The sequence below is a fragment of the Actinocorallia aurea genome (assembly GCF_054783995.1).
Genome location: NZ_BAAGPQ010000014.1, coordinates 105,226 through 128,757, shown reverse-complemented (window position 1 = coordinate 128,757; position 23,532 = coordinate 105,226). Strand labels below are relative to the sequence as shown.

The following is a 23,532-nucleotide window of genomic DNA, read 5'->3' as shown; positions in this document are numbered from 1 at the left end:
CCGGTAGAGCGAGTCGGCTTCCAGCGCGATGGTCATGGCGTCCACTGCACCGAGTCGGTGATCGTCCGCCACGGGTCCACGTTGTCGGCGCCGGTCGGGCCGGACAGGGTGAGCACGGCCTCGTGCCCGCTCTTCCAGAACGTGTAGTGCTCGACCGCGTCGGTGATGGTCTTGCCGGTCACCGTGTTGGGGGCCGACTTCTGCTGGTAGGTGATCAGGATGGCGGGGCCCGCCTTGCGCTGGACCTGCGACACCTGACCTCCGGAGAACCCCTGGGCGGACGCCTTGATCTTGGCGAGCTCCGCCCGGGCGGTGGCCGTCGTCGGTGCCGACGTAGCGGCCGCGGACTCGATCCGTACCGTGTTGAGCTTGTCGGTGAAGACCGTGGCCTGCCCGTCCTGGGATCGCGCCCACCCTTCGGGCACCTTCACGGTGAAGGTCCCGCCAGGGGCGGTGACGGGCACATAGACCTGGTTGTCGGGGATGTCGCCGGGCGGGTTGACCTCCGGCGAGGGCGGCTGGTCCCGCACGGCGGAGGCCATGGCGTAAGGAGACCCGGCGTGGCAGGCACCGAGGGCCACAACCGCCGTGGCGCCCAGGGCGAGGCAGGCGAGCCGGTTGCGGAAAGCGTTCATGACCGCCCCCAAGGAGGAAGGCTGACGTTCTTTACAAAGCCGACGTTAGGCACCGGTGGGACAGCGCCGCCTTCGCGGAAGGGAAGAGCACGGCAAACTCCGGACGCCGTTCCGCGCGGTGCGGCGCGGGCGCGTCAGACTGGTCGGTGGCCGGAGGGAGAACGGGTGCGCAGACGGATCGTCGGCCTGAGCCTGCTGGCGTCGGTGCTGGCCATCAGCCTGTTCGGCGTCCCGCTCGCGGCGGGCGTCGCCCGCTACTACCTCGCCGACGAGCGCGGCGAACTGGAGCGGATCGCCGTTCAGGCGACCCTCGCGGTGTCCTCGGACGTGCTGCGCGGCACGGACACCGCCGAGCTTCCCCGAGCCGAGTCCGAGATCTCCCTCGGCCTCTACGACGCCTCAGGCCGCAGGATCAGCGGCGCCGGTCCGGCCGGGGCGGACGCGGCCGTCCGGCGCGCGCTCAGCGGGCAGGTCGCCGGCACCGACCGCGGTGCCGACCTCGTGGTCGCCGTTCCGGTCGCGGGCGAGGAGAACACGGTCGCCGTGCTGCGGGCGGCGTCCCCGCGACGGGAGGTCTACCGGGATATCGGGCTGACCTGGCTGCTCATGCTCGGCATCGCCGCCCTGGCCCTCGTCCTGGCCTGGCTGCTCGCGCGCCGCCAGGCCCGAAGGCTCGCGCGACCGATCGAGGACCTCGCGGTGGCCGCGACCCGCCTCGGCGAGGGCGACTTCAGCGTTCGCACGCACCCCACAGGAATCCCCGAGGTCGACGCCGCGGGCGCCTGCCTGGACACCACCGCCGCCAGGATCGACGACCTGATCACCCGGGAGCGCGCCTTCTCCGCCGACGCCTCACACCAGTTGCGGAACCCGCTCACCGGTCTGAAACTGCGGCTGGAGGCCGCCCTTGACGATCCGTCAGCCGACCGGAGCCGGACGCTCACCCAGGCGATCGACACCATCGACGCACTGGAAGACACCATCGCCGACCTCCTCGCCCTCGCCAGACGCTCCCCCCGCCGCGGCCAGACCCTCGACGTGCCCTCGCTCATCGAGGAGATCGAGCGCACCTGGCACGGCGACCTCGCCGCCCGCACCCGTCCGCTGCGCGTCAGCGCCGCACCGGATCTGCCGCCCAGCACCGCCTCGACCGCCGCCGTCCGGCAGATCCTCGCCGTTCTCCTCGACAACGCCTCACGACACGGCTCCGGCACCGTCACCGTGACCGCGCGTGACACCGCCGGCGCTCTCGCCCTCGACGTCTCCGACGAAGGCGACGTCTCAGCCCAGGACACCGCGGCGTTCTTCGCACGCGGAACCACCCAGGAGGGCCACGGCATCGGCCTGCCCATGGCCCGGACCCTCGCCGAAGCCGAAGGCGGCCGCCTCACCCTCCGTGCCCCATCACCGACCACATTCACCCTCCTCCTGCCCCCGGCCCCGATGCCCTGACACCCCGACCGCACTCCAACAACGCCGACGCGCTCTCGTCCGGCGCATACGGCGACCACAGATCCTCAAGCGCGCAGCAATGCGACCACACGGGCTCGCTCGGCATCGGCACACCGCAAGGACAACCCGCCGACCACGGCGAGCGAAAGAGTGAACGCGCAAGGGCGTGGAAGTGTCACCCGGAAGTGGCGTACGCCGCCATGCCGAGCACGCCATCCGCCAGCTGTAACGCCAAATCCGCCAAATGGAGCGCTCAGGCACACGTTTACGGAACGGGATGCCTACACTGTTGTTCCGTATACGGAACGGTGGTGGGGTCATGCGGTATCTGCAGCCGGTGATGGCGGGGGTGGTCCTCGCCGTCGTGGGATTCGCGAGTTCCTTCGCGGTGGTGCTCGCGGGGCTGCGGGCGGTCGGCGCCGACGAGCGGCAGGCGGCCTCGGGCCTGCTGATCCTCTGCGTGACGATGGGGCTCGTCGCGATCCTGCTCGGGCTCAGGTACCGGATCCCCCTCAGCATCGCCTGGTCCACACCGGGCGCGGCCCTGCTGGCGACCTCCGCCTCCGGCGGGGTCTCCTACCGGGAGGCGCTCGGGGCCTTCGCCGTGACGGGCTGCCTGATCGTGCTCGCCGGGCTGTCGAAGACGCTCGGCAGGCTGATCGCGGCGATCCCGGTGCCCCTGGCGTCGGCGATGCTCGCAGGGGTGCTGCTCCCGCTGTGCCTCGCCCCCGTCCACGCGGTGGCGGAGCTGCCGCGGGCCGCGGTGCCGATCGTGCTCACCTGGCTGGTGCTCGGGCGCTTCGCGGCCACCCGGCGGTGGGCGGTCCCGGCGGCGCTCGCGGTGAGCGTGGTCGCGGTGCTGCTGCTGCGCGAGCCGGGCGAGGCCTCCTCCACGTTCCTGCCCGCGCTGACCTGGGAGGTCCCTGAGCTGTCGGCGCAGGCGCTCGTCGGGGTGGCGCTGCCGCTGTTCGTCGTGACGATGGCGTCCCAGAACGTGCCGGGCATGGGGGTCCTCGCGGCCAACGGCTACCGTGCCGACCTGCGCCCGATCCTCGTCTCCACGGGGGCGGCGACCGCGGTGGGCGCGCCCTTCGGCGGGCACGCGATCAACCTCGCCGCGATCACCGCGCAGCTCGCCGCCGGGCCGGACGCGCACCCGGATCCGGCCCGCCGCTGGATCGCCTCGGTCTCCGGCGGGGCGGTCTACCTGGTGCTGGGCCTGGGCTCCGGCGTCGCGGTCTCGCTCATCGCGACCTCTCCGCCGCTCCTCATCGAGACCGTCGCGGGGCTCGCGCTCCTGGCCTCCCTGGGCTCGGCGCTCCACGCCGCCGTCCAGTCCCCCGCGACCCGCGACGCCTCCGTCATCACCTTCGCCGTCACCGCCTCCGGCATCACCCTCCTGGGCGTCGGCGCCCCCTTCTGGGGCCTCCTCGCCGGCCTCACCTACTCCGCCCTCACCCGGTTCCCCACCCGAAAGCCCGCCCCTGCCCCGACCCCCGCCCCCTCCCCACGCCGACCGACCCCGGCCGAGCCATGACCACGCAGCCAGACCCCGACCGCGACAGGCGAACCGGCACAGTCGTGACCCTGGCGCCGAACTCGGCCGGGCCCTGAGCTCAGGGGAACCGGCGCAGTCGTGACCGCGGAGCGAACTCGGCCGGGCCCTGAGCGCGGAGGGGCGAACCCGCCGAAGCCGTGATCGCGGTCTTAGCGGCCGTCGCCGCCGTGCGCGCGGCCAGCCTGACGTTCTCGCTGCCCGTCCTCGTCGGCGGCGCGTTCGTGGGCGTCGCGGCGGCCGACGTGTTCGTCAGCGCCTTCGAGCGGGCGCTGCTGCCCGCGCGGAAGGACCTGCCTCCCGCGTTCATCGCCAGCGCCGCGGGCCGCGTCATCGCCTCCAACAGCGCGCGCTGGATCAGCGGCGCGGTCTACCGCGCCGCGCCGGGCCACACCTGCCACCCCATCGGACGGACGGGGCTGTCCCTCATCACGACCGCCTGACGACCCGGCCCGCCCTCCGCGAACACCGCCCCGGGCCCCTCCACCGAAGAGCACACCCGGCATCCGCGACACTCCACACCCGTCAGGCACCGATGCCCCACGCGGCGCGCGCGGGTCTACAGTCGAAGATCTATGAGTGCGCACCTGGGCCCGTGGGCGGCCGTCGACGTGGAGACCTCGGGGATCGACCGCAACCGGCACCGCGTGCTGTCCCTGGCCGTCATCGTGCTCGACAGTGGCGGCGGGCCCGTCGAGGAGTACTCGACGCTGCTGAACCCGGGGGTCGACCCCGGTCCCGTCCACGTGCACGGGCTGACGCCGGAGCGGCTCGCGGGCGCGCCTCGGTTCGAGGACGTCGCCGAGCACACCGCGGAGCTGCTGCGCGGCAAGGTGATGGTCGCGCACAACGCGCAGTTCGACTACGGCTTCCTCAGCCGGGAGTTCGGCGCGCTGGGCATGCCGATGCCTGTGCGGCACTCCTTGTGCACGCTCCGGCTGAACCGGAAGCTGCGCCCGCCCACGGCGGACTTCAAGCTCGGCACCCTCGCCGCGCATTACGGCGTCCGGCAGGAGCACGCGCACGACGCGCTGGACGACGCCCGTGTCCTGGCGGGCATCCTGCGCGGTTCGCTCGCCGCGGCCGAGGAGCTCGGGATAGAGCCGCCGATCGTCGAGGGCGACCTCGTGGGGCGCGGCTCCTTCCCGCCCGTCGTGCCCAAGCAGCGGTGCGCCTACGAGAGCCCGGGCCGCTGGCGCGACGGGCAGCCGCTCGTGCAGGGCATGAAGGTGGCCTTCACCGGCGACACCCAGGTGCCGCGCGAGGACCTCATGGCGCGGTCGGCGGCGGCAGGCCTGAACGTCATGGGCAACGTGAGCCGCTACACGAGCCTGATCGTCGCCAACGACGTGCGCGCGTCGTCGGCGAAGGCGCTGCGTGCCCGCTCCGAGGGCGTCCCGTTCATCGACGAGCGCACCTTCCTCGCGCTGCTCGCCGCGGTCCGTCCGGGCCGCCGGGTCCCGTCCTGACGCCTCAGGCCGCCAGCGCTCTGAGGGCCGCCGCGGGGTCGTCGGCGTAGAGCCGGACGACCCGGACCCGCGTCCGCGCGCCGAGCGGCCGTACGACGTCCACGGGGGCGGCCAGCGTCAGCACCACGTTGGTCTGGGAGGCGACGGCGACGCCCAGCGCCTCGTCCGCGACGGTGACGCCGTCGTCGGCGTCGTACACGCGGACGAGCCTCGCCTCGGTGATGAGGGCGCGCGGGATCCGCAGGTCGAAGAACGCGCCGTGCCGCACCCGCACGTACTCGCCGGTGACGACGTGCGGCCTGGTGATGTGGGCGGCGGCCGTGGTGAGCAGGACGAGCACGGCCCACCCGTGCAGCGCCAGGGAGACGGACCCGGCGGTCGGGGGCATGTCCGTCCCCCGGAACAGCGCCTCCAAGGCGATGGTCTCCACGGCGATCGAGAACAGCACGACGAAGAACATCGCGCTTCCGCCCGAGGCGTACGCGACGGGGACCGCGCCTTCGGGGACACCGTGCCTGCGGCGGGCGAACCAGAGCGCAAGGCTGACGGTCCCCTTCACGTCGATGCCTATGAGGAGCCGCGCCTTCTCCGGCACGCAGCGCCTCCACAGCCCTCCGGGCCCGCGTTCGGTGTCCATGGCCCCATTCCACACTGATCACCCATACCGGGGTCAACCCCTCGATTCCGAGAAGGGATCTTCGGCGAAGGTCGCTAGTGAAAGCGGTATTGCATTTACGCGGAGTGGCCGACCGCGGTCAGTGCCGCCGGGAACATCTCATCCGTAATGGCAACCATCCTGCCGAAGATCCACGAGTTTCGTGAGAGAATTTCGGGACCGTTCCGAAATTCTCGATCTTGCGGAATTCTCCGGACACACCTGGCCGACGCGGTGTTCCCGCTGGTGGCGGCGGACCCGGGGCGTGCCTCGCGACCCGCGAAAATCCCCGCACCACGGGTGTCCCCGCCGCCCCTGCAGCATGAATGCGTCAAGCGGCACAAAAGCCAAATGGATCAAGTTCCGATTACCGACCTGCGGCACTCGTCCTCCGACGATTTAGGGAACAGCCCTAATTCAGCACCCATGTGGCTCACTCAGTACGTTCCGGTCCATCGGGTTGACCGGTCCGACCGGACAGGGGTCGAATAGCGCCACATCGCCCCGTGATCCACGGGGTCGGGGACGGGACTGGGATGAGCGGGAACTGGCGACTCGACGGATATGACGAGCAGGGCGAACTCGGCGCGGGCCAGCAGGGGCGCGTCGTCCTCGCCCGCCGCGCGGGATCGGACGATCTCGTCGCCATCAAGTACATGGACGCCGGGGCGGCGCTGCCCGAGGACACCGACGAGCGCACCATGATGCGGCACGAGGCGCGCATGCTCGTGGCGGTGCGCGACCAGCACGTCGCGCAACTCTACGACGTGGTGGAGAACCGGCACGGCGTCGCGATGGTCATGGAGGCGGTCGACGGCGTTCCGCTGAAGACCGTCCTCGCCGAGTACGGGGCGCTGCCGCCCGAGGCCGCGCTCGTGGTGCTGCGCGGCTCCCTGCTCGGCCTTGAGGCCGCGCACCTCGCCGGGGTCGTCCACCGCGACTACAAGCCCGCGAACGTCATCGTGCGCGAGGACGGCGTCAGCAAGCTCATCGACTTCGGCATCGCCACCCACGCGGGGCGCCGCTCGATGGCGGGCACCCCGGCCTACATGGCGCCGGAGCAGTGGCGCGGCGACGAGGCGCTGCCGTCGACCGACGTGTACGCCGCGACCGTCACGTTCTTCGAGTGCGTGACCGGGCACCGCCCCTACGTCGGGGCGAACCGGCTCGCGCTGATGGAGCAGCACCTGAGCGCCCCGCCGCCGCTGCACGAGCTGCCCGAGGAACTGCGCCCGCTCGTCGCGCACGGCCTGGCCAAGGGCGCGGCGGAGCGCCCGCCGAGCGCGGCGGCGTTCCTCGCCGAGCTGGAGGCCGCCGCGCTCGGCGCGTACGGCGAGGACTGGCGCAAGCGCGGGGCGCTGCTGCTCGGTGGGATCGCCGTGACGTTCGCAGGGCTGTTCCCGCTAACCGTCACGGGCCTTGCCGCGGGCGGCGCGACGACCGCGCTGACCGGCATGGGCGCGGGCGGCGCGGCCGGCGGCTCGGTGGGCTCGTCGGCCTTCAGCTCGGTGGGCACGGGGGTGCGCGGCGGCGTCAAGGCGCTGGTCGGCGGCGGCGGCAAGGCGCTGGCCGTCGCGACGGTCGCGGCGGTCGCGGCGGCGGCCACCACCGTGGTGATCGTCCTGGCGAACGACAGCGACCCGGTGCCGGAGGCGAAGCCGACCCAGGACACCGTGACGTTCGTGCCGGCCGCTCCCCCCGCGCCGACGGGCACGCCGAAGCCGTCCGGGTCCCCGACCGCCTCGCCCGAGGCGACGCCGTCGGCCGCGCCCGGCCAGACTCCGAATCCCGCGCCCGGGCCGTCCGGCACCGACCCGCAGCCGCCCGCCCCTGACCCCGGCCCGGCCGATCCGGATCCCGAAGTCCCCGACCCTGAGGTCCCCGACCCTGAGGTCCCCGATCCCGAGCCCCCCGCACCGGACCCTGATCCGGAGCTGCCCGACCCCGGTCCCGTCGTGCCCCCGCCGGCGGGCCCGGCCGTCCCACCGGGCCCGGCGGTCCCCCCGCCCGGCCCCGTGGTCCCCCCGCCCGGCCCCGGGGAGCCCGAGGTCCCGGACTGCGCCGTCGCCGCGCTGCCGGCCTACGGCTTCGGAGACGTCGCGGTCGGGCAGGCCCAGACGACGACGGTGACGTTCCCCTGGCGGGACTGCTACGCGGGCGCCGAAGGCCAGCCCGCGGTGACGCTGCGGAACGCCTCGCCCGCCTTCACCCTCACCTCCGTGACGTGCGAGGGCGGCCAGTGCACGGCGGCCGTCAGGTTCGCCCCGGCCACCCTCGGCGCGCACGACGCGACCCTGGTCGTCGCGGCCGACGACGGCGCCGACGGCCTCACCTTCGCCCTCTCCGGCACCGGCACCTTCGTCTGCGCGCCTTACGGCGACAACGTCCAGCTCCCGTCCATCGCGCAGGACGCCGAGGCCGCGACCTACGCGATCCGCTACCCCTGGCTGCTGTGCGACGACGAGGCGGGCCTGACGGTCGAGGGCGACCCCGGGTTCTCCGCGGCGTTCGGCGAGTGCGAGCAGACCGGATCGGGCACCGTCTGCACCATCTACGTGAAGTTCACGCCGGGAGAGGACACCGCGGTCGGCACGCACACCGCGACGGTCATCGTGCCGAACGACGCGGGCGGCACCGGGACCGTCCGGATCACCGTCTCGATCGAGGTGACCGAGGCGGGCGAGGGCGAGCCCACGCCGACGCCCACCCCGACCGGCACCGACGAGGGCACCCCGGACGGGGAGGGCGGACCGGAAGGGGAAGGCGACACCGCCACCCCGACCGTGCCCGTCCCCGAGCAGACCCCGAAGGGCGACCCGGCGACGACGCAGCCGGACACCCCGAAGACCGAGCCGGAGACCAAGCCCGAGACGAAGCCCGACACCCAGCCCCAGACCAAGCCCGAGCAGGCCCCGCCGACGCTGGAGCCCAGCCTGACCGGGACGAACCAGGTGGCCCCGGACGAGCCGGAGCCCGCGGCCGAACCGACCACGGAGCCCGAGACCCCGCAGCCCGCCCAGCCCGGCGAGCCCGCCCCGTCCGCGACGCCGACCACGGCGGCTCCCCCCGCCGAGCCCTCCGCGCCCGACACTCCCCCGGCCACCACCACGTCCGAGGGCTGAGGAGGCCCGGTGACGGCCGACCGGCCCCCGCGCACCGCGGCGCGGGGCCGGTCGGTAGCTTGGGCGGTGAGCAGCGCGATCAAGCGGAAGGGTGTGGGGGCGTTGGGTGAGTCCGTGGTTCTGGTCGAGGTCGATCGGGGGGTCGCGGTCGTCACGCTGAACCGCCCGCAGGCGCTCAACGCGATGACCCTGGAGATGGCGCTGGCCTACGCGACCGCGCTGCGCGACGCCGACGACGACCCGGAGGTCCGCGCGGTCGTCGTGACGGGGGCCGGGCGCGGCTTCTGCGCGGGCGCCGACCTGGCCATCCTGGCGCAGGGCGGCGAGGCGATCCGCAAGTTCCTGCCCGCGGCCGACGACATGCCGCGGCTGGCGCTGTCGATGGCCAAGCCGGTGGTGGCCGCGATCAACGGCCACGCGGTGGGCATCGGGTTCGCTTACGCGCTCGGCAGCGATGTGCGCTTCGCGGCCAGGGGCGCCAAGCTCGCCACCTCCTTCTCCCGGCTCGGCCTGGTCGCCGAGTACGGGCTGTCCTACCAGCTCCCCCGGCTCATCGGCGCCGCCAACGCGATGGACCTGCTGCTGTCCGGCCGGACGATCGACGCCGACGAGGCGCACGCGCTGGGCGTGGTGAACCGGGTCGTGGAGCCCGAGGAGCTGCTGCCGGCCGCGATCGGCTACGCGCGCGACCTCGCCGACAACTGCGCGCCGTCGTCGCTGGCGACGATCAAACGCCAGGTGTACGGCCACCTCGACCTCGTCGAGCCCGACGCGCTGGCCGAGACGCTGGAGCTGATGGACGCGACGTTCGGCGGGGCCGATCTGGCCGAGGCGCTGCGCGCCCGCACCGAGAAGCGCAAACCCGTCTTCGCGCCCCCCACGGCGCGTCCCTGACCCGTCACGGCCCGGCCCCCGTCATCATGCCTCCGACCGGTCAACAGACCTACGGGGGTTGTATGAAGCGGGGGCTGAGGGGCCTGGCCGCGGCGGTGGCCGCGGTCGGGGGCACGATCGCGATGGCGGCGGTGCCGCAGTTGGCGGAAGCCGCGCCGCCGGGAGCGCGTCAGCTTGAGGTCGTGCGGGAGTTGGGGCAGTACGTCGTCCCGCACAAGCTGGAGGTCGACGGGACGACGTTCGGCGGCATCTCCGGGATCGACCGCGACCCGGTGACGGGCCGGTGGTACTTCATCTCCGACGACCGGGGCCGCTACGGCTCGGCCCGGTTCTACACCGGAAGGCTGGACTTCGATCCGCGCAGCGGCGTCTTCCGGGGCGTCGAGCTGCAGGACGCGCGGACGTTCCACCGGCCGGACGGCTCGGCCTACCCGGAGTACGGCAAGGAGCACTCCGTCGACCCGGAGTCGCTCAGGTTCGACCCGTGGGCGCGCAGGCTGCTGTGGTCCAGTGAGGGCGACCGGCCGAAGGAGTCCGACAAGAGCATCCCGGTCGCGCAGATGGGGCTGTACTGGGCCGACACCCAGGGCGCCGAGACGGGGCGCGTCAGGCTGCCGGGCAACCTGCGGATGACCGACACCGACGCAGGGCCGCGCCGCAACTTCGGCATCGAGGGCGTCGCGACGACCCGCCGCACCATCGTGGCCGCGGTCGAGGGCCCGCGGTTCGAGGACGGGGCCCCGCCGACCGTCAAGGAGGGCGCGCCGACCCGGATCACGGTCTGGAACCGGGACACGGCCCGGCCGATCGGGCAGTACGTGTACCCGCTGGACCGGCTGCCGGAGGCGCCGAAGCCCGCGGACGGGCTGAGCGACACCGGGATCTCGGAGCTGCTCGCGGTCTCCGGCTCCCGGTTCCTCGCGCTGGAGCGCACCTGGCTCGAAGGGGTCGGCTACAAGGCGCGGATCTACGAGTTCGACCTGGCGGGGGCGACGAACGTGCTGCACCGCGATGACCTGTCGCGCCCGCACGCCCCGGTCGACAAGCGCCTGGTCTACGAGTTCGAGCCGACCGTGGAGAACTTCGAGGGGCTGGCGTGGGGGCCGCGGCTGGCGACGGGCGAGTGCTCCATCGTCGCGGTCTCGGACGACAACTTCTACCAGCCGGAGCGCACGGTCTTCCTCGCCCTCGCGGCGAAGGGCTGCCCGCGCCCCCTCGACTGACCCTCGACGCGCGGGACGGGTTACCGACAGAATGGAAACACTGTTTCCCATCTGAAGGTCTTCCCATGCGCTATGTGATCATCGGTTGCGGCAACGTCGGCATGGAGCTGGCCCGGCGGTGGACCTCCGCCGGGCACTCCGTCGTCGGCACCACGACCACCGAGACGCGCGTCGCCGAGCTGTCCGAGGTGTGCACCGAGGTGGCGGTGCTGCGCGGCAGCGACCGGCCCGCGGTCGAGCGGGCGGTCGAGGGCGCCGACGCGGTGGTGCTCACGGTGAGCCCGCGCCTGTCCCGCTCGTTCGACGCCGCCCAGCGGGTCGCCGAGTACGCCGACACGCTCACCGCGAGCGCCGCGACGGCCGCGGCGGTCCACCCCCGGGTCCTGTTCACCAGCTCCGTCTCGGTCTACGGAGCGGGCGAGGGCGACCTCGTCACCGAGGAGACCCCGGTGACGTCCGAGGACGACGCCTCGCCGCGCGAGTTCGCGAACGGAGAGCGCGCGGTGCTGGCCTCGCCCGGCGGCTCCGCGGTCCGCATCCCCGACGTGTACGGCCACCCTCGCGACATCGACTACCCGAGCCGGGTCAAGATGGCCCACGAGATGCTCGGCGGCAGCGTCCCCTTCTCCGCCGACTCACTGCTCTACCGGATCGACTACCGCGACGCCGCCGCCGCGCTCGCCTTCGTGGTCGAGAACGGGCTGACCGGCCTCTACAACGCGGTGCCGGACGCCGTCGTCCCGCCGACGAACGAGGCGGCCTTCGGCGCGATCTGCGCCGAGCACGGCTGGCCCGCGCTGTCGTTCCGCGGCGAGATCAAGACCCCGAAGGTCCCGGTCTCGTCCGCGAAACTGCGCGCGGCGGGGTTCTCCTTCAGCCACGCGTGAGGGCGCGGCCGACGAGCCGCCCGAACGCCATCGCGGGGGTGAGGCACATCCCGGAGCAGAACGCGTTCCCGTTCACCGCTGCGGATCCGATGACCTCGCCCACCGCGTACAGGCCTTCGATGACGCTTCCGTCGGCCCGCCTCACCCGGGACTCCTCGTCCACGTCCACGCCGGTGAAGGTGATGAGCGTGACGGGGTGGTTCTCCACCGCGTAGAAGGGCGCCTTGAGGATGGGGGCCGGAAGGTGGGCGCGTCCGAAGTCGTCGTCCTTGCCCGCCGTGACGAAGCCGTTGTACCGGGCGATGCCCGCGACGAGCCCCTCGGGGTCGATGCCCGCCCGGGAGGCGAGCTCCTCCAGCGTGTCGCCCTTGTGGACGCCCCGGCGGACGCCGCACTGGGCGTCGAGTTCCTCCGGGGTCCAGCCGTGGACCATGGGCCGGGAGGCGTCCAGGGCCGCGGCGTCGAAGACCATCCAGAAGGTCATCCGCTCGATGCCGGTGAGCGCGCGTTCCTTGTGGTCGATGCTCGGGTCGTCCTCGGCGACCCAGCGCGCGCCGCTCCGGTCCACGTAGACCTCCCACGGGGCCCGCTCGGGCGCGACGAGCTGAGGCCGGTGGTTCCAGTCGACGCGCGGGTCGCCGGGTTCGGGCGGCAGCCCCCCGAAGGTCGGAATGTACCTGCCGAGCCCCTGCAGCCCCGCGCCGATCCGGCGGGCCATCTCCAGGCCGTCGCCGGTCGACGTGGGCGCGGCGGACGTGGTGAGCGGCGCGCCCTCCAGTTCGCTGAACAGCCCCGGGTGGTGGCCGAACCCGCCGGTGGCCAGCACCACCGCGGGCGCCTCGATCTCCTCGCACGACTCGGTGATGACGCCCGCGACCGCGCCGTCCCGCACGAGCAGGTCGCGCACCGGCGTGGCGCAGCGGACCTCCACCGCGCCGCTCGCGGTGTGCGGGGCGAGCAGCAGCCGCAGCACCCGCAGGATCTCGGGGCCGCCGGGCGTCTCGGTCGCGTGCACCGTCCGGGGCGTCGAGTACTGCTCGTGGCCGTGCACGATGCGGGGCGTCTCCGGGTCGAGCCGCAGGCCCGCGTCCAGCAGCCACTCAAGGACGGCGGGCTGCTCGTGCAGCGAAAGCAGGGTCAGGTCCTCGCGGCCGAGTCCCCGGCTGATCCGCCTCACGTCGTCCCAGTGGGCCGCCACATCGTCGGTGATGCCCTTGTCCCGCTGCGCGGAGAACCCTCCGGCGGACAGGTGCCCGCCGGAGAAGTGCAGCGCCCCGCCGATGTCGCCGGCCTTGTCCAGCACCAGGACACGCGCCCCGCCTTCGGCCGCCGTGATGGCGCACGCGAGCCCTCCGGGACCGGCGCCGACCACGATCACGTCCACCGCCATCGCCCCGCCCCTCTACCGCTTCAGGTTGTTTCACCAGTGCAGACAGTGTTTCCCTTTTTCGCGGTCCCGGTCAAGATCGGGCGGCGGGTCGGCGAATCGCACCAACGCGAGGGGCCTGGAACGTGGCAACCTGGATCTCACGACAAATGGTGAGATTTGCGTAACAAGCCTGAATCTATTGTGGACCTCTGGCGCAACAGCGCCTCCTTAACGTCACCCCCTGAGTCGCCGCAACACCCCCCTGATCGGAGCCCTCAGTGACGTATGACCTCGACCGCCGCGCGATCCTGCGGGGCGGCCTGTTCGCCACCGGCCTCTTCGCCGCGGCCCCGCTGCTCGCCGCCTGCGGAGACGACGAGCCCACCGACCAGGCCACCGCCGCCGCGGGCGCGATCGGCGCCGGAAGCCTGCGCTTCTCCTGGGTCAAGAACGTGGAGTTCGCCGGCGCCTACATCGCCGACACGAACGGGTACTACAAGGCCGAGGGGTTCAGCTCCTTCGAGCTGATCGGCGGCGGCCCCACCGCGACCCCTGCCGAGACCGACGTCGTCTCCGGCAAGGCGCTCATCGGCATCAGCGCCCCCGACACCGCTGCGGCGGCCATCCTCAAGGGCGCCCCGATCAAGATCATCGGCGCCGAGTACCAGAAGAACCCCTTCTGCATCCTGTCGATGGCCGACAAGCCCATCAAGACCGTCGCCGACCTCAAGGGCAAGAAGATCGGCGTCCAGGCGACGAACGAGGCCATCTGGGCCGCGTTCCTCAAGGCCAACGGCATCGACCCCTCCAGCCTGGAGAAGGTGCCCGTCCAGTTCGACCCGATGCCGCTCACCACCGGCACCGTCGACGGCTGGATGTCCTTCGTCACCAACGAGCCCAACGCGCTGCGCATCAAGGGCTTCGAGGTCGAGACGATGATGTTCGCCGACCAGAACTACCCGCTCGTCAGCGAGGTCTACGTCGTCGCCGACAAGACCATCGCCGAGCGCCGCGACACCCTGAAGGCCTTCATCCGCGCCCAGGCCAAGGGCTGGAAGGAGAACTTCAAGGACCCGTCGCTCGGCGCGAAGCTCGCCGTCGAGAAGTACGGCAAGGACCTCGGCCTCGACCTCGAGGAGCAGATCCTGGAGTCCAAGGACGAGAACAACCTCATCAACACCGAGGACACCAAGAAGAACGGCCTGTTCACCATCACGCCCGAGCTGATCGAGCAGAACATCGCCACGCTCAAGTTCGCCGGGCTGGACATCACCGCCGACAAGCTCTTCGACATGTCGATCGTCGAAGAGGTCTACAAGGAAGACCCCTCTCTTGTCTGACGGCATCACCCTCAACGGCCTGGTGAAGGAGTTCAAGCTGGGCCGCAGGTCCGTCACCGCCCTCAAGGGCGTGGACCTGCGGACCCCGCAGGGCGCCTTCCTGTCCCTCCTCGGCCCCTCCGGCTGCGGCAAGTCCACGGTCCTGCGCATCCTCGCGGGCCTGGAGAAGCCGACGGCCGGGGAGGCCCTCCTCCACGGCGAGCCGCCTTCGGTGGCGCGCAGCAGCCACCACCTCGGCATCGCCTTCCAGGACTCGGCCCTGCTGCCGTGGCGGTCGGTGACGGCGAACATCCGGCTGCCGCTGGAGGTCGCCGGGATCAAGCCCGCCAAGAACCAGGTGCAGGACCTCATCAAGCTCGTCGGCCTCGAAGGGTTCGAGAAGGCGCGGCCCGCGCAGCTGTCCGGCGGCATGCGCCAGCGCGTCGCGATCGCCCGCGCCCTGGTCGTCGAACCGCAGGTGCTGCTGCTCGACGAGCCGTTCGGCGCCCTCGACGACATGACCCGCCAGCGCCTCAACCTGGAGCTCCAGCGGATCTGGACCGAGCGCGCGGTCACCACGCTGCTGGTCACGCACAGCATCTCCGAGGCGGTGTTCCTCAGCGACGTCGTCGCGGTGATGAGCCCGCGGCCCGGCACCGTCACCGCCGAGGTGCCGATCGAGCTGCCCCGGCCCCGCACGCCCGACGTCATGCGCGCGCCCGAGTTCCACGCCTACCAGGACAAGCTCTCCGAGCTGCTGTTCGGCCCGGGGACGCAGGAGTGAAGGCCGCCGGCGAAAGGAGCTTCGCCCTTCCGAAGTGGGCCGCGGGCCTCGCCGGCCTCGTCGCCCTCGTCGCGGCCTGGCAGATCGCCTCCCTGACCGTCCCCGGCGACGCCGTCCCCACCCCGTGGGGCACCGCCAAGGCCCTGGCCGACGACGGCTGGGACTACTACTGGCCGCACCTGGAGGGCACGGGGTGGGAGGCCCTGCGCGGCTTCTTCTGGGGCAACGCCATCGCGTTCGCCCTCGCCCTGCTGGTGATCCTCATCCCGCAGACCGAGCGGGTCATCACGCAGGTCGGCGTCGCCTCCTACTGCCTGCCCGTCATCGCCGTCGGCCCGATCCTCACCGTCGTGCTCGAAGGCGACTCGCCCATGGTCGCGATGGCCGCGCTCCAGGTGCTGTTCACCACGCTCATCGGCGTCCTCGCCGGACTGCGCGCCGCCGACAAGGCGAGCCTCGACCTCGTCAGCGCCTACGGCGGCGGCCGGTGGAAGCAGCTCGTCAAGGTGCGGCTCATCGCGGCGCTGCCGTCCAGCTTCGCGGCGCTGAAGATCGCCGCGCCGTCGGCGGTGCTCGGCGCGATCATCGGCGAGTTCCTCGGCCGCGTCGACCAGGGGCTCGGCCTCGCCATGGTCGTCGCGCAGACCCAGCTCGCCACCGAGCGGACGTGGGGGGTCGCCATCGTCGCGGGCGCGCTCGCCGGCTTCGGCTACGCGGTCATCGCCCTCGTCGCCCGGCTCGCCATGCCCTGGGAGCGTACATCGTGATCCTGAAGAGAACCGCGGGCACACTGCTGTCCATCACCGTCTCGCTCGTGCTCGTCGTGGTGGCCTGGCTGGTCTTCATCCGCGAGTTCGACATGAACCCGATGGTGGTGCGCGGCCCCGGAGACGTGTGGGCCTACCTGTTCACCGCCGAGACCGCCGAGGCCAACCGCGCGCTCGTGTGGGACGACCTGTCGATCACCCTGATCGACGCGGGCCTCGGGCTCGTCGTCGGGCTCCTCGGGGCCTCGGTGATCTCCGTCGCGTTCGTGCTGTCCGCCGCCGCCGAGCAGGCGTTCATGCCGATCGCCATGATCATGCGCAGCGTGCCGCTGGTCGCGATGACCCCGGTGCTCACCCTGGTCTTCGGCCGGGAGCTGACCGCGACGACCATCATCGTCGGGATCGTGGTGTTCTTCCCGGCGCTGGTCAACCTCGTGCTCGGGCTGCGCTCGGCGTCCCCGCAGGCGATCGACCTCGTGCGCGCCTACGGCGGCGGCACCTGGACGGCCATGCGCAAGGTGCTCATCCCCTCTGCCCTGCCCGCCTTCTTCACCTCCGCCCGTATCTCCGCCCCCGGCGCCATCATCGGGGCGATGCTCGCGGAATGGCTGGCCACCGGCAAGGGCATCGGCTACCGGATGCTCCAGGACGTGAGCACGTTCGAGTCCGACAACCTGTGGACGAGCGTCGTCGTCATCACCCTGGTCTCCCTCGCCGTCTACTCGGTGATCAGCGTGATCGAGAACATCGTCCTCGCGCGGTTCGGCCGTAACGCCTGACCCGCGGCCGCCGGGCCGCCACACTGGAGTCATGACCGACACCCCGCCGCTCGGGCTGCGGCACGGAACCGTCAAGGTCGTCCCCAGTGACCCGCGCTGGCCGCAGACCTACACGCTGCTCGCCGCCGACCTCGCCGCCGCGCTCGGCGGGCTGGCCTCGGACCTGGAGCACGTCGGCTCCACCTCGGTACCGGGGCTGCCCGCCAAGCCGATCATCGACATCGCCGCGCTGCTGGTCCCCGGCGCCGACCCCGGCGCGGTGGCCGAGGCCGTCGCGCCGCTCGGCTACGGCTACCGGGGCGACACCGGGGACCGGGGCGGTCTCCTGTTCGTCCTGGAGCCCTCGGGCGCCCCGGACCACGCGCTCGCGCACCTGCACGGGATCGTTCCCGGGGACGTCCAGTGGGAGCGCTACCTGGAGCTGCGCGACCTGCTCCGCAAGGACGAGGAGGCCCGCGACGCCTACGCCGGGCTCAAGCACGAACTCGCCGCCCGGCACGGCGACGACCGCACCGGCTACACCGACGCCAAGTCCGCGTTCATCGACGGGCTGCTCGGCGGCCCGGTCGGCGAGGCGCAGGCACGGCGCGAGGCCGGGCTCTAGGCGCCCCGATCAGCGGCGGAGCCGCGGCACTCGATCAGCGGCGGAGCCGCGGTGTCCGATCAGCGGCGGAGCCGCGGTGTCCGATCAGCGGCGGAGCCGCAGGGCCAGATGGAAGTCGACCCGGTCGGCGAACAGGTCGAGGTCGCGGCCCGTCAGCTCGGCGATCCGGCGCATCCGGTAGCGCAGGGTGTTCACGTGGACGTGCATGATGCTCGCGCAGCGCGTCCACGACCCGTCGCAGGCGAGGAACGCCTCAAGGGTGCGCACCAGCTCGGAGCCGTTGCGGGCGTCGTAGTCGACGAGCGGGGCCAGCAGCCGCTCGGTGAACGCCTTGCGGGACGACGCGGGGATCCCGGCGAGGAGCAGGTCGTGGGAGGCCAGCTCTTCGCAGCTCACCACGTGGGCGCGGCCCGGCCGCTCCAGCGCGTAGGTGTGCGCGTGGCGCGCCTCGGTGAGCGCGGCGGCCAGCCCCTGCGGTGCGCGGGCGGCCCGGCTGACGCCGATCGTCACCCGGGTCGCGACCGACATCCGGGCCACGTCCTCGCGCAGTTCCGCGAGCCGTCCGGGCCCGTCCGGGACGACGGCGACGGCGGTCCCGTCGAGATCGGCGACCGCCCCGTTCGTCACCTCCTCCAGGAGGGCGCCCGCGGGCCCGCCCGCGAGCGAGCCGACGAGGACGAGGTGGGGCGCGGCGGGGTCGAGGCCGCAGGCGCGCAGGGCCGCGACCGGGCTCTCCTCCGCCCCGAGCACCTCGACGAGCTGGGCGGCGAGCCTGCGTTCGATCTGGCGGGCGCTCTCGGACCTGGCCAGGTCGAGCGCGGCGAGCGAGACGAGCTCGTCCATGCCCTCCGGCGAGAGGCTCGCCACGAACCTGCCGCCGAGCCGGGGCACGCCGGGCAGGCCCTCGATCCGGTAGAGCCTGCCGTCGAGGGTCGCCGCGGCCGGGAGGCGGTCCGCGGACAGGAACGCGCCGGCCAGGCGGCGGGCCTCGGGCAGCCGCCCGCCCGCGAGCACTCTCCCGGACGAGCCGATGGTCCAGGCGTTGACTGACGGCCACACCTCGCGGAGCGTGGCGCCCGCGGTGAGCGCGGCGACGAGGCCGCGGTGCCGGCTGCGGGCCGCGAGGGAGGCCGCCTCGCGCTCCGCCCACAGGACCGTCGCCATCCGCTCGGTGATCTCGCGGAACGACACGTCGGCGGGGACGGCGAAGAGCGGGACCGCGTGCCTGCGGCAGGCCTCGACGAGATCGTCGGGGACCGAGCCGAGCAGGCCCTCGCCCGCGCCGAGCGCCGCGATCCCGGCCCGCGCCAGGTTCTCCACGAACACCTCGGAGTCGGCCGGGTCCTTGCGCCACATCAGCCCGGTGAGCACCATCTCGCCGCCCACCAGGTACCGGCCGGGGTCGAGGAGGTCGGTGGTGAAGCTGGACCGCAGCGGCCGGTCGAGCTGCTGCGCGCCGATCAGGACGGGCAGGCTCCGGCCGGGTTGCTCCAGCACGTCCCTGAGCTGCATGGTCCCCTCCTTGTAGCGGTCTCCAAAGAAGTTAGCCCCGCGTTGTTTCATCTTCGGTGCTTCGCACGTTTCGGTGGTGCTACCCGGGGAGATTGACTCAGGTCATGACGATGGCGGACTTCAACACCGCGCCCCGGGCCGAGGCCGAGGAGGGCCTGCTGGCCTGCTGCGCCGTCCCGCGCTGGGCACGCGAGGTCGCCGACGGGCGGCCGTATCCGGACCTCGCGGCCTTCACCGAGGGCGCGGTCTCCGTCCTGGACGGCCTGTCCTGGGACGAGGTCCTGACGGCCCTTTCGGCCCATCCGCGGATCGGAGACCGGGCCTCGGGCGCGTCGCGGTCGGAGAAGGAGGCCGCCTGGTCGCGCCAGGAGCAGTCGGCGGCGGCCACCGGCGACACCGCCGCCAAGGACGCCCTGGTGGCCGCGAACCTCGCCTACGAGGAGCGGTTCGGCCATGTCTTCCTCATCTGCGCCACCGGCCGCACCGCCGGCGAGGTCCTGCAGGCCGCCCTCGACCGGCTCGGCAACGATCCCGGGTCCGAGCAGCGCGTCGTGCGCCGCGAACTCGCCGCGATCGTGCGGCTGCGCCTGGAGAAGCTGGTGAACCCATGAGTCTTTCCACCCACGTCCTGGACACCACCCTGGGACGTCCCGCGCAGGGGATCCCCGTCGCGCTCGACCGGCTCGGCCCGCAGGGGTGGGAGACGGTCGCGGAGGGGATGACCGATGACGACGGCCGGATCTCCGGCTGGCACGCCGCACCGGGCCGCCACCGGCTCAGGTTCGAGGTGCCCCAGTCGTTCTTCCCCGAGGTGTCGATCGTCTTCGACGCCGACGGGCAGGGCCATCTGCACATCCCCCTGCTCCTCAGCAAGTACGGCTACACGACTTACAGGGGTTCGTAGAGATGAAGTTCAATCTGGGTCCCAACGGCTACGGCAAGGCCGAGGTCCGGCTGGTGCGCGTCGAGCGCGACGGGGGGCGGCACACCGTCACCGACCTCAACGTCAGCACGAAGCTCTCCGGTGATCTCGCGGCGACGCACCTCACCGGCGACAACTCCGGCGTCCTGCCGACGGACTCGCAGAAGAACACGGTGTACGCGTTCGCGCGGCGGTTCGGGATCGGCGAGATCGAGTTGTTCGCGACGACGCTGGCGAGCCACTTCGTCGCGTCGCAGGAGCAGATCCACAAGGCGCGCGTCGCGATCGACGCCTACTCGTGGGACCGGGTCGGCGACCACTCCTTCGCCAAGGCGGGCGGCGAGATCCGCTCGGCCGTCGCGACGGTCACCGAGGACGGCGCGTGGGTGACGGGCGGGCTGCGCGGCCTGACCCTCATGAACACGACCGACTCGGAGTTCCACGGCTTCCCGCGCGACGAGTACACGACCCTGGCCGAGACGTCCGAGCGGATCCTGGCCACCGACGTCGCCGCGACGTGGCGGTTCGGGACCCTGGACGTCGACTGGGGGCCCGCCTACGCGCTGATCCGCGAGTCCCTGATCTCCGCCTTCGTGGAGACCTACAGCCTGTCGCTCCAGCAGACGCTCCACGCGATGGGCGCCCGGGTCCTGGAGAAGGTGCCCGAGGTCGCCGAGGTCAGGCTGGCCCTGCCGAACAAGCACCATTTCCTGGTCGACCTGTCCCCGTTCGGACTGGACAACCCCGACGAGGTCTACTTCGCCGCCGACCGCCCCTACGGCCTCATCGAGGGGGGCGTGGTGCGCGACGGGGCCCCGGACGAGGGGCTCGCGTGGAGTTCCTGAGCCCGCGGACCTGGGCCGAGGCCCTGGCCGCCAAGGCGGAGCTGCCCGGCGCGGTGCCGCTCGCCGGCGGCACCGACGTCATGGTGGAGCTGAACTTCCGCAGGCGGCGGCCGGAGGCGCTGCTCGACCTGACCCGGATCGGTGAGCTGCGCGAGTGGTCCGAGGCCGACGGGCTCGTCCGGATCGGCGCGGGCGTGTCCTACGCCCGGATCATGTCCGAGCTGGGCGACCGGCTCCCGGGGCTCGCCATGGCCTCGCGGACCGTCGGGTCGCCGCAGATCCGCAACCGGGGGACCCTCGGCGGCAACCTCGGCTCCGCCTCGCCCGCCGGGGACGGCCATCCGCCGCTGCTGGCGTCCGGCGCGGTGGTGGAGGCCGCCTCGGTGCGCGGCGTGCGGACCGTCCCGATCGCCGAGTTCTTCCTCGGCCCGAAGCGGAGCGCGCTCGCGCCGGACGAGCTGATCGCGGCGGTGCTGGTGCCGCCCGCGCCCGGCCCGCAGCAGTTCGCCAAGATCGGCGCCCGGAACGCGATGGTGATCGCGGTGGCGTCGTTCGCGCTGGAACTCCGCCCGGAGGCCGGGGGCGCGGGGAGCGTCGGCACCGGGATCGGATCGGCCGGGCCCACCCCGCTGCGGGCGCCGGAGGCCGAGGCGTTCGCGGCCGGGGCGCTGCCCTGGGGCGAGCGCGCCGACCTGCCACCGGAGCTGACCACGCGGTTCGGCGAGCTGGTCGCCGCGGCCGCCTCCCCCATCGACGACGTGCGCGGCACCGCCGCCTACCGCCGGCACACCCTCGCCGTGCTGGCGCGCCGCACCCTGACCTGGGCCTGGAGCGAGCTATGCGGGTGACCTGCAGGATCAACGGGGTGCCGCGCACCGCCGACGACGTGTGGGAGGGCGAGAGCCTGCTCTACGTCCTGCGCGAGCGGCTGGGGCTGCCCGGCAGCAAGAACGCCTGCGAGCAGGGCGAGTGCGGGTCGTGCACGGTCTACCTCGACGGGGTCGCGGTCTGCGCGTGCCTGGTCGCGGCGGGCCAGGCGGCGGGCCGCGAGGTCGTCACCGTGGAGGGCCTGACCGAAGGAGACGAGCTCGACCCCGTCCAGCGAGCGTTCCTCGAGGCGGGCGCGGTGCAGTGCGGGTTCTGCACGCCCGGCCTCGTCGTGGCGGTGCACGACCTGCTGAACCGGGTGCCCGAGCCGTCCGACCCCGAGATCCGCGAGGCCCTCGCGGGCAACCTGTGCCGCTGCACGGGCTACGAGAAGATCATGGACGCGGTGCGCCTCGCCGCCGCCGAGAGGGACCGGAGCCGATGACGTCCACCCTGGTCGAGAACGCCGCGATCGCCACCGTCGACGCCGCGGGCACCGAGCACGCGCGCGGCCACGTGCTCATCGAGGACGGCGTGATCACGTCCGTCGGTCCGGGGCCCGCGCCGCGCCGCGCCGACCTCGTGCTCGACGGGACGGGCTGCCTGGCCACCCCGGGCCTGGTCAACACCCACCACCACCTGTACCAGTGGGCCACCCGCGCGCTGGCCCAGGACGCGATCCTCTTCGAGTGGCTCAAGGCCCTCTATCCCGTCTGGGGCATGCTCGACGCCGAGATCGTGCACGCGACGACGGGCGCGGGCCTCGCCACGCTGGCGCTGTCGGGCTGCACGACCAGCACCGACCACCACTACGTCTACCCCCGCGACGGCGGCGACGTCTTCGCCGCCCAGGTCGAGGCCGCCCGGGGGATCGGGCTGCGCTTCCACCCGTGCCGGGGCTCGATGGACCTCGGCGCCTCCCAGGGCGGGCTGCCGCCGGACAACATCGTCGAGACGACCGAGGCCGCGCTCGCCGCGACCGCCGACGCGATCGACGCCCACCACGACCCGTCGCCGGGCGCGATGCTGCGGGTCGCGGTCGCGCCGTGCTCGCCGTTCTCGGTCACCGAGGACCTCATGCGCGAGGCCGCCGCGCTGGCCCGCGACAAGGGCGTCCGGCTGCACACGCACCTCGCCGAGACCGTCGAGGAGGAGGAGTTCTGCCGGGAGCGGTTCGACTGCACGCCCGTGGAGTACGCCGAGCGCCTCGGCTGGACCGGCTCCGACGTGTGGCTCGCGCACACCGTCCACCTGGACGCCGCGTCGATCGCCACGCTCGGCCGGACCGGCACCGGCGTCGCGCACTGCCCGAGCTCCAACGGCAGGCTCGGCGCGGGCGTCGCGCCGGTGCGGGCGCTGCTCGGCGCCGGCGCGCCCGTCGGACTCGGCGTGGACGGCGCGGCCTCCCAGGAGGCGGGGCGGCTCGCCCCGGAACTCCGCCAGGCCCTCTACTTCGCCCGCCTCGCGAGCGGGCCCGCCGCGCTGAGCGCGCGCGAGGCGCTGCGGCTCGGCACCATGGGCGGCGCGCGCTGCCTCGGCAGGCAGGACGAGATCGGCTCGCTGGAGCCCGGCAAGCTCGGCGACGTCGCCCTGTGGCGGCTCGACACCCTCGCCCACGCCGGCATCGCCGACCCGGTCGCCGCCCTCGTCCTCGGCGCGGAGCCGCCGCTGGCCGCCCTGCTCGTCGCGGGCTCCCCCGTCGTCCGCGACGGCCGCCTGGCCACCGCCGACGAGACCGCCCTCGCCGCCGCGCTGACCCGCGCGAGCACCCGCCTGGCCGGAGCCGCGACATGAGCCCCCGGACGGCCCGCGGGAGCCGGGTCCCGAACACGAAGGCCGCGGTCCGCGCGGCCCGCGCGCTGCGGAGGGAGG

General features: G+C 73.1%; 23 protein-coding genes. 19 read left to right on the top strand and 4 right to left on the bottom strand.

Annotated elements, in window-relative coordinates:
- Positions 1–32: 32 nt before the first annotated feature.
- Positions 33–635: a hypothetical protein gene (locus ACYVOM_RS18510; protein ID WP_460304654.1), complete on the bottom strand. Its 603-nt coding sequence runs from the start codon at positions 633–635 to the stop codon at positions 33–35.
- A 165-nt stretch (positions 636–800) separates the two neighbouring features.
- Between ACYVOM_RS18510 and ACYVOM_RS18505 the strand changes: the two genes are divergently transcribed.
- The 4 genes from ACYVOM_RS18505 (at position 801) to ACYVOM_RS18490 (ending at position 5,111) form a co-directional block, all read left to right on the top strand.
- The gene (locus ACYVOM_RS18505) at positions 801–2,087 is read left to right on the top strand and encodes a sensor histidine kinase (RefSeq protein WP_460304653.1); all 1,287 of its coding nucleotides are present in this window, start codon (positions 801–803) and stop codon (positions 2,085–2,087) included.
- Positions 2,088–2,406: 319 nt separating this feature from the next.
- Positions 2,407–3,624, top strand: coding sequence for a benzoate/H(+) symporter BenE family transporter (locus ACYVOM_RS18500; protein ID WP_460304652.1), 1,218 nt, complete (start codon positions 2,407–2,409; stop codon positions 3,622–3,624).
- A 158-nt stretch (positions 3,625–3,782) separates the two neighbouring features.
- Complete coding sequence (locus ACYVOM_RS18495) at positions 3,783–4,085, top strand: hypothetical protein (protein WP_460304651.1); 303 nt, start codon at positions 3,783–3,785, stop codon at positions 4,083–4,085.
- A 132-nt stretch (positions 4,086–4,217) separates the two neighbouring features.
- Positions 4,218–5,111: an exonuclease domain-containing protein gene (locus tag ACYVOM_RS18490; protein WP_460304650.1), complete on the top strand. Its 894-nt coding sequence runs from the start codon at positions 4,218–4,220 to the stop codon at positions 5,109–5,111.
- Between the two features lie 4 nt (positions 5,112–5,115).
- Here ACYVOM_RS18490 and ACYVOM_RS18485 read toward each other — a convergent pair whose 3' ends face one another.
- Positions 5,116–5,748, bottom strand: a complete 633-nt coding sequence (locus ACYVOM_RS18485) for a hypothetical protein (RefSeq protein WP_460304649.1) — start codon at positions 5,746–5,748, stop codon at positions 5,116–5,118.
- A 554-nt stretch (positions 5,749–6,302) separates the two neighbouring features.
- On the opposite strand from ACYVOM_RS18485, the gene ACYVOM_RS18480 reads away from it, so the two are divergent.
- From ACYVOM_RS18480 to ACYVOM_RS18465, 4 genes are all read left to right on the top strand, one after another.
- Positions 6,303–8,888: a protein kinase domain-containing protein gene (locus tag ACYVOM_RS18480; RefSeq protein ID WP_460304648.1), complete on the top strand. Its 2,586-nt coding sequence runs from the start codon at positions 6,303–6,305 to the stop codon at positions 8,886–8,888.
- A gap of 102 nt (positions 8,889–8,990) precedes the next feature.
- Positions 8,991–9,782, top strand: a complete 792-nt coding sequence (locus ACYVOM_RS18475; protein WP_460304647.1) for an enoyl-CoA hydratase-related protein — start codon at positions 8,991–8,993, stop codon at positions 9,780–9,782.
- 62 nt (positions 9,783–9,844) lie between these two features.
- Positions 9,845–11,005: an esterase-like activity of phytase family protein gene (locus ACYVOM_RS18470; RefSeq protein WP_460304646.1), complete on the top strand. Its 1,161-nt coding sequence runs from the start codon at positions 9,845–9,847 to the stop codon at positions 11,003–11,005.
- Positions 11,006–11,070: 65 nt separating this feature from the next.
- On the top strand, positions 11,071–11,892 hold the full coding sequence (locus ACYVOM_RS18465; protein WP_460304645.1) for an NAD(P)-binding domain-containing protein: 822 nt from the start codon (positions 11,071–11,073) through the stop codon (positions 11,890–11,892).
- Here ACYVOM_RS18465 and ACYVOM_RS18460 read toward each other — a convergent pair.
- Positions 11,879–13,282 (bottom strand): FAD-dependent oxidoreductase, encoded by a 1,404-nt coding sequence (locus ACYVOM_RS18460; RefSeq protein ID WP_460304644.1) that lies wholly within the window; start codon positions 13,280–13,282, stop codon positions 11,879–11,881. The genes ACYVOM_RS18465 and ACYVOM_RS18460 overlap by 14 nt on opposite strands.
- Before the next feature lie 257 nt (positions 13,283–13,539).
- On the opposite strand from ACYVOM_RS18460, the gene ACYVOM_RS18455 reads away from it, so the two are divergent.
- Genes ACYVOM_RS18455 through ACYVOM_RS18435 form a run of 5 tightly spaced genes read left to right on the top strand, consistent with a single transcriptional unit; the run spans position 13,540 to position 17,514 of the window.
- The gene (locus ACYVOM_RS18455) at positions 13,540–14,601 is read left to right on the top strand and encodes an ABC transporter substrate-binding protein (RefSeq protein WP_460304643.1); all 1,062 of its coding nucleotides are present in this window, start codon (positions 13,540–13,542) and stop codon (positions 14,599–14,601) included.
- Positions 14,594–15,364, top strand: a complete 771-nt coding sequence (locus ACYVOM_RS18450) for an ABC transporter ATP-binding protein (RefSeq protein WP_460304642.1) — start codon at positions 14,594–14,596, stop codon at positions 15,362–15,364. The genes ACYVOM_RS18455 and ACYVOM_RS18450 overlap by 8 nt, the downstream gene beginning before the upstream one ends.
- A complete protein-coding gene (locus tag ACYVOM_RS18445; protein ID WP_460304641.1) occupies positions 15,361–16,131 on the top strand; it encodes an ABC transporter permease in 771 nt (256 codons plus the stop codon). The genes ACYVOM_RS18450 and ACYVOM_RS18445 overlap by 4 nt, the downstream gene beginning before the upstream one ends.
- Complete coding sequence (locus ACYVOM_RS18440) at positions 16,128–16,910, top strand: ABC transporter permease (RefSeq protein ID WP_460304640.1); 783 nt, start codon at positions 16,128–16,130, stop codon at positions 16,908–16,910. Before ACYVOM_RS18445 ends, ACYVOM_RS18440 begins: the two co-directional genes overlap by 4 nt.
- 31 nt (positions 16,911–16,941) lie before the next feature.
- Entirely contained in the window at positions 16,942–17,514 is a 573-nt protein-coding gene (locus tag ACYVOM_RS18435; protein ID WP_460304639.1) for a GrpB family protein, read from the top strand.
- Between the two features lie 84 nt (positions 17,515–17,598).
- Here the strand turns inward: ACYVOM_RS18435 and ACYVOM_RS18430 are convergent, their stop codons facing one another.
- Positions 17,599–19,026 (bottom strand): PucR family transcriptional regulator, encoded by a 1,428-nt coding sequence (locus ACYVOM_RS18430; protein WP_460304638.1) that lies wholly within the window; start codon positions 19,024–19,026, stop codon positions 17,599–17,601.
- Positions 19,027–19,130: 104 nt separating this feature from the next.
- Between ACYVOM_RS18430 and uraD the strand changes: the two genes are divergently transcribed.
- The 6 genes from uraD to ACYVOM_RS18400 are packed head-to-tail and all read left to right on the top strand — an operon-like array spanning position 19,131 to position 23,454.
- Entirely contained in the window at positions 19,131–19,637 is a 507-nt protein-coding gene (gene uraD, locus ACYVOM_RS18425; RefSeq protein WP_460304637.1) for a 2-oxo-4-hydroxy-4-carboxy-5-ureidoimidazoline decarboxylase, read from the top strand.
- Positions 19,634–19,930, top strand: coding sequence for a hydroxyisourate hydrolase (gene uraH / locus ACYVOM_RS18420; RefSeq protein WP_460304636.1), 297 nt, complete (start codon positions 19,634–19,636; stop codon positions 19,928–19,930). The genes uraD and uraH overlap by 4 nt, the downstream gene beginning before the upstream one ends.
- Positions 19,931–19,932: 2 nt before the next feature.
- Positions 19,933–20,793: a factor-independent urate hydroxylase gene (pucL, locus tag ACYVOM_RS18415; RefSeq protein ID WP_460304635.1), complete on the top strand. Its 861-nt coding sequence runs from the start codon at positions 19,933–19,935 to the stop codon at positions 20,791–20,793.
- Complete coding sequence (locus tag ACYVOM_RS18410; protein ID WP_460304634.1) at positions 20,781–21,641, top strand: FAD binding domain-containing protein; 861 nt, start codon at positions 20,781–20,783, stop codon at positions 21,639–21,641. Before pucL ends, ACYVOM_RS18410 begins: the two co-directional genes overlap by 13 nt.
- A complete protein-coding gene (locus ACYVOM_RS18405; protein WP_460304633.1) occupies positions 21,632–22,105 on the top strand; it encodes a (2Fe-2S)-binding protein in 474 nt (157 codons plus the stop codon). The genes ACYVOM_RS18410 and ACYVOM_RS18405 overlap by 10 nt, the downstream gene beginning before the upstream one ends.
- Positions 22,102–23,454 (top strand): 8-oxoguanine deaminase, encoded by a 1,353-nt coding sequence (locus tag ACYVOM_RS18400; protein WP_460304632.1) that lies wholly within the window; start codon positions 22,102–22,104, stop codon positions 23,452–23,454. The genes ACYVOM_RS18405 and ACYVOM_RS18400 overlap by 4 nt, the downstream gene beginning before the upstream one ends.
- Positions 23,455–23,532: the final 78 nt, after the last annotated feature.

Excerpts from the sequence above, each read along its gene's own strand:
- ACYVOM_RS18510 (WP_460304654.1), bottom strand. The coding sequence starts at position 635 with ATGAACGCTTTCCGCAACCGGCTCGCCTGCCTCGCCCTGGGCGCCACG.
- ACYVOM_RS18500 (WP_460304652.1), top strand. The coding sequence starts at position 2,407 with ATGCGGTATCTGCAGCCGGTGATGGCGGGGGTGGTCCTCGCCGTCGTG.
- ACYVOM_RS18490 (WP_460304650.1), top strand. The coding sequence starts at position 4,218 with ATGAGTGCGCACCTGGGCCCGTGGGCGGCCGTCGACGTGGAGACCTCG.
- ACYVOM_RS18485 (WP_460304649.1), bottom strand. The coding sequence starts at position 5,748 with ATGGACACCGAACGCGGGCCCGGAGGGCTGTGGAGGCGCTGCGTGCCG.
- ACYVOM_RS18480 (WP_460304648.1), top strand. The coding sequence starts at position 6,303 with ATGAGCGGGAACTGGCGACTCGACGGATATGACGAGCAGGGCGAACTC.
- ACYVOM_RS18470 (WP_460304646.1), top strand. The coding sequence starts at position 9,845 with ATGAAGCGGGGGCTGAGGGGCCTGGCCGCGGCGGTGGCCGCGGTCGGG.
- ACYVOM_RS18465 (WP_460304645.1), top strand. The coding sequence starts at position 11,071 with ATGCGCTATGTGATCATCGGTTGCGGCAACGTCGGCATGGAGCTGGCC.
- ACYVOM_RS18460 (WP_460304644.1), bottom strand. The coding sequence starts at position 13,282 with ATGGCGGTGGACGTGATCGTGGTCGGCGCCGGTCCCGGAGGGCTCGCG.
- ACYVOM_RS18435 (WP_460304639.1), top strand. The coding sequence starts at position 16,942 with ATGACCGACACCCCGCCGCTCGGGCTGCGGCACGGAACCGTCAAGGTC.
- ACYVOM_RS18430 (WP_460304638.1), bottom strand. The coding sequence starts at position 19,026 with ATGCAGCTCAGGGACGTGCTGGAGCAACCCGGCCGGAGCCTGCCCGTC.
- uraD (WP_460304637.1), top strand. The coding sequence starts at position 19,131 with ATGACGATGGCGGACTTCAACACCGCGCCCCGGGCCGAGGCCGAGGAG.
- uraH (WP_460304636.1), top strand. The coding sequence starts at position 19,634 with ATGAGTCTTTCCACCCACGTCCTGGACACCACCCTGGGACGTCCCGCG.
- pucL (WP_460304635.1), top strand. The coding sequence starts at position 19,933 with ATGAAGTTCAATCTGGGTCCCAACGGCTACGGCAAGGCCGAGGTCCGG.
- ACYVOM_RS18405 (WP_460304633.1), top strand. The coding sequence starts at position 21,632 with ATGCGGGTGACCTGCAGGATCAACGGGGTGCCGCGCACCGCCGACGAC.
- ACYVOM_RS18400 (WP_460304632.1), top strand. The coding sequence starts at position 22,102 with ATGACGTCCACCCTGGTCGAGAACGCCGCGATCGCCACCGTCGACGCC.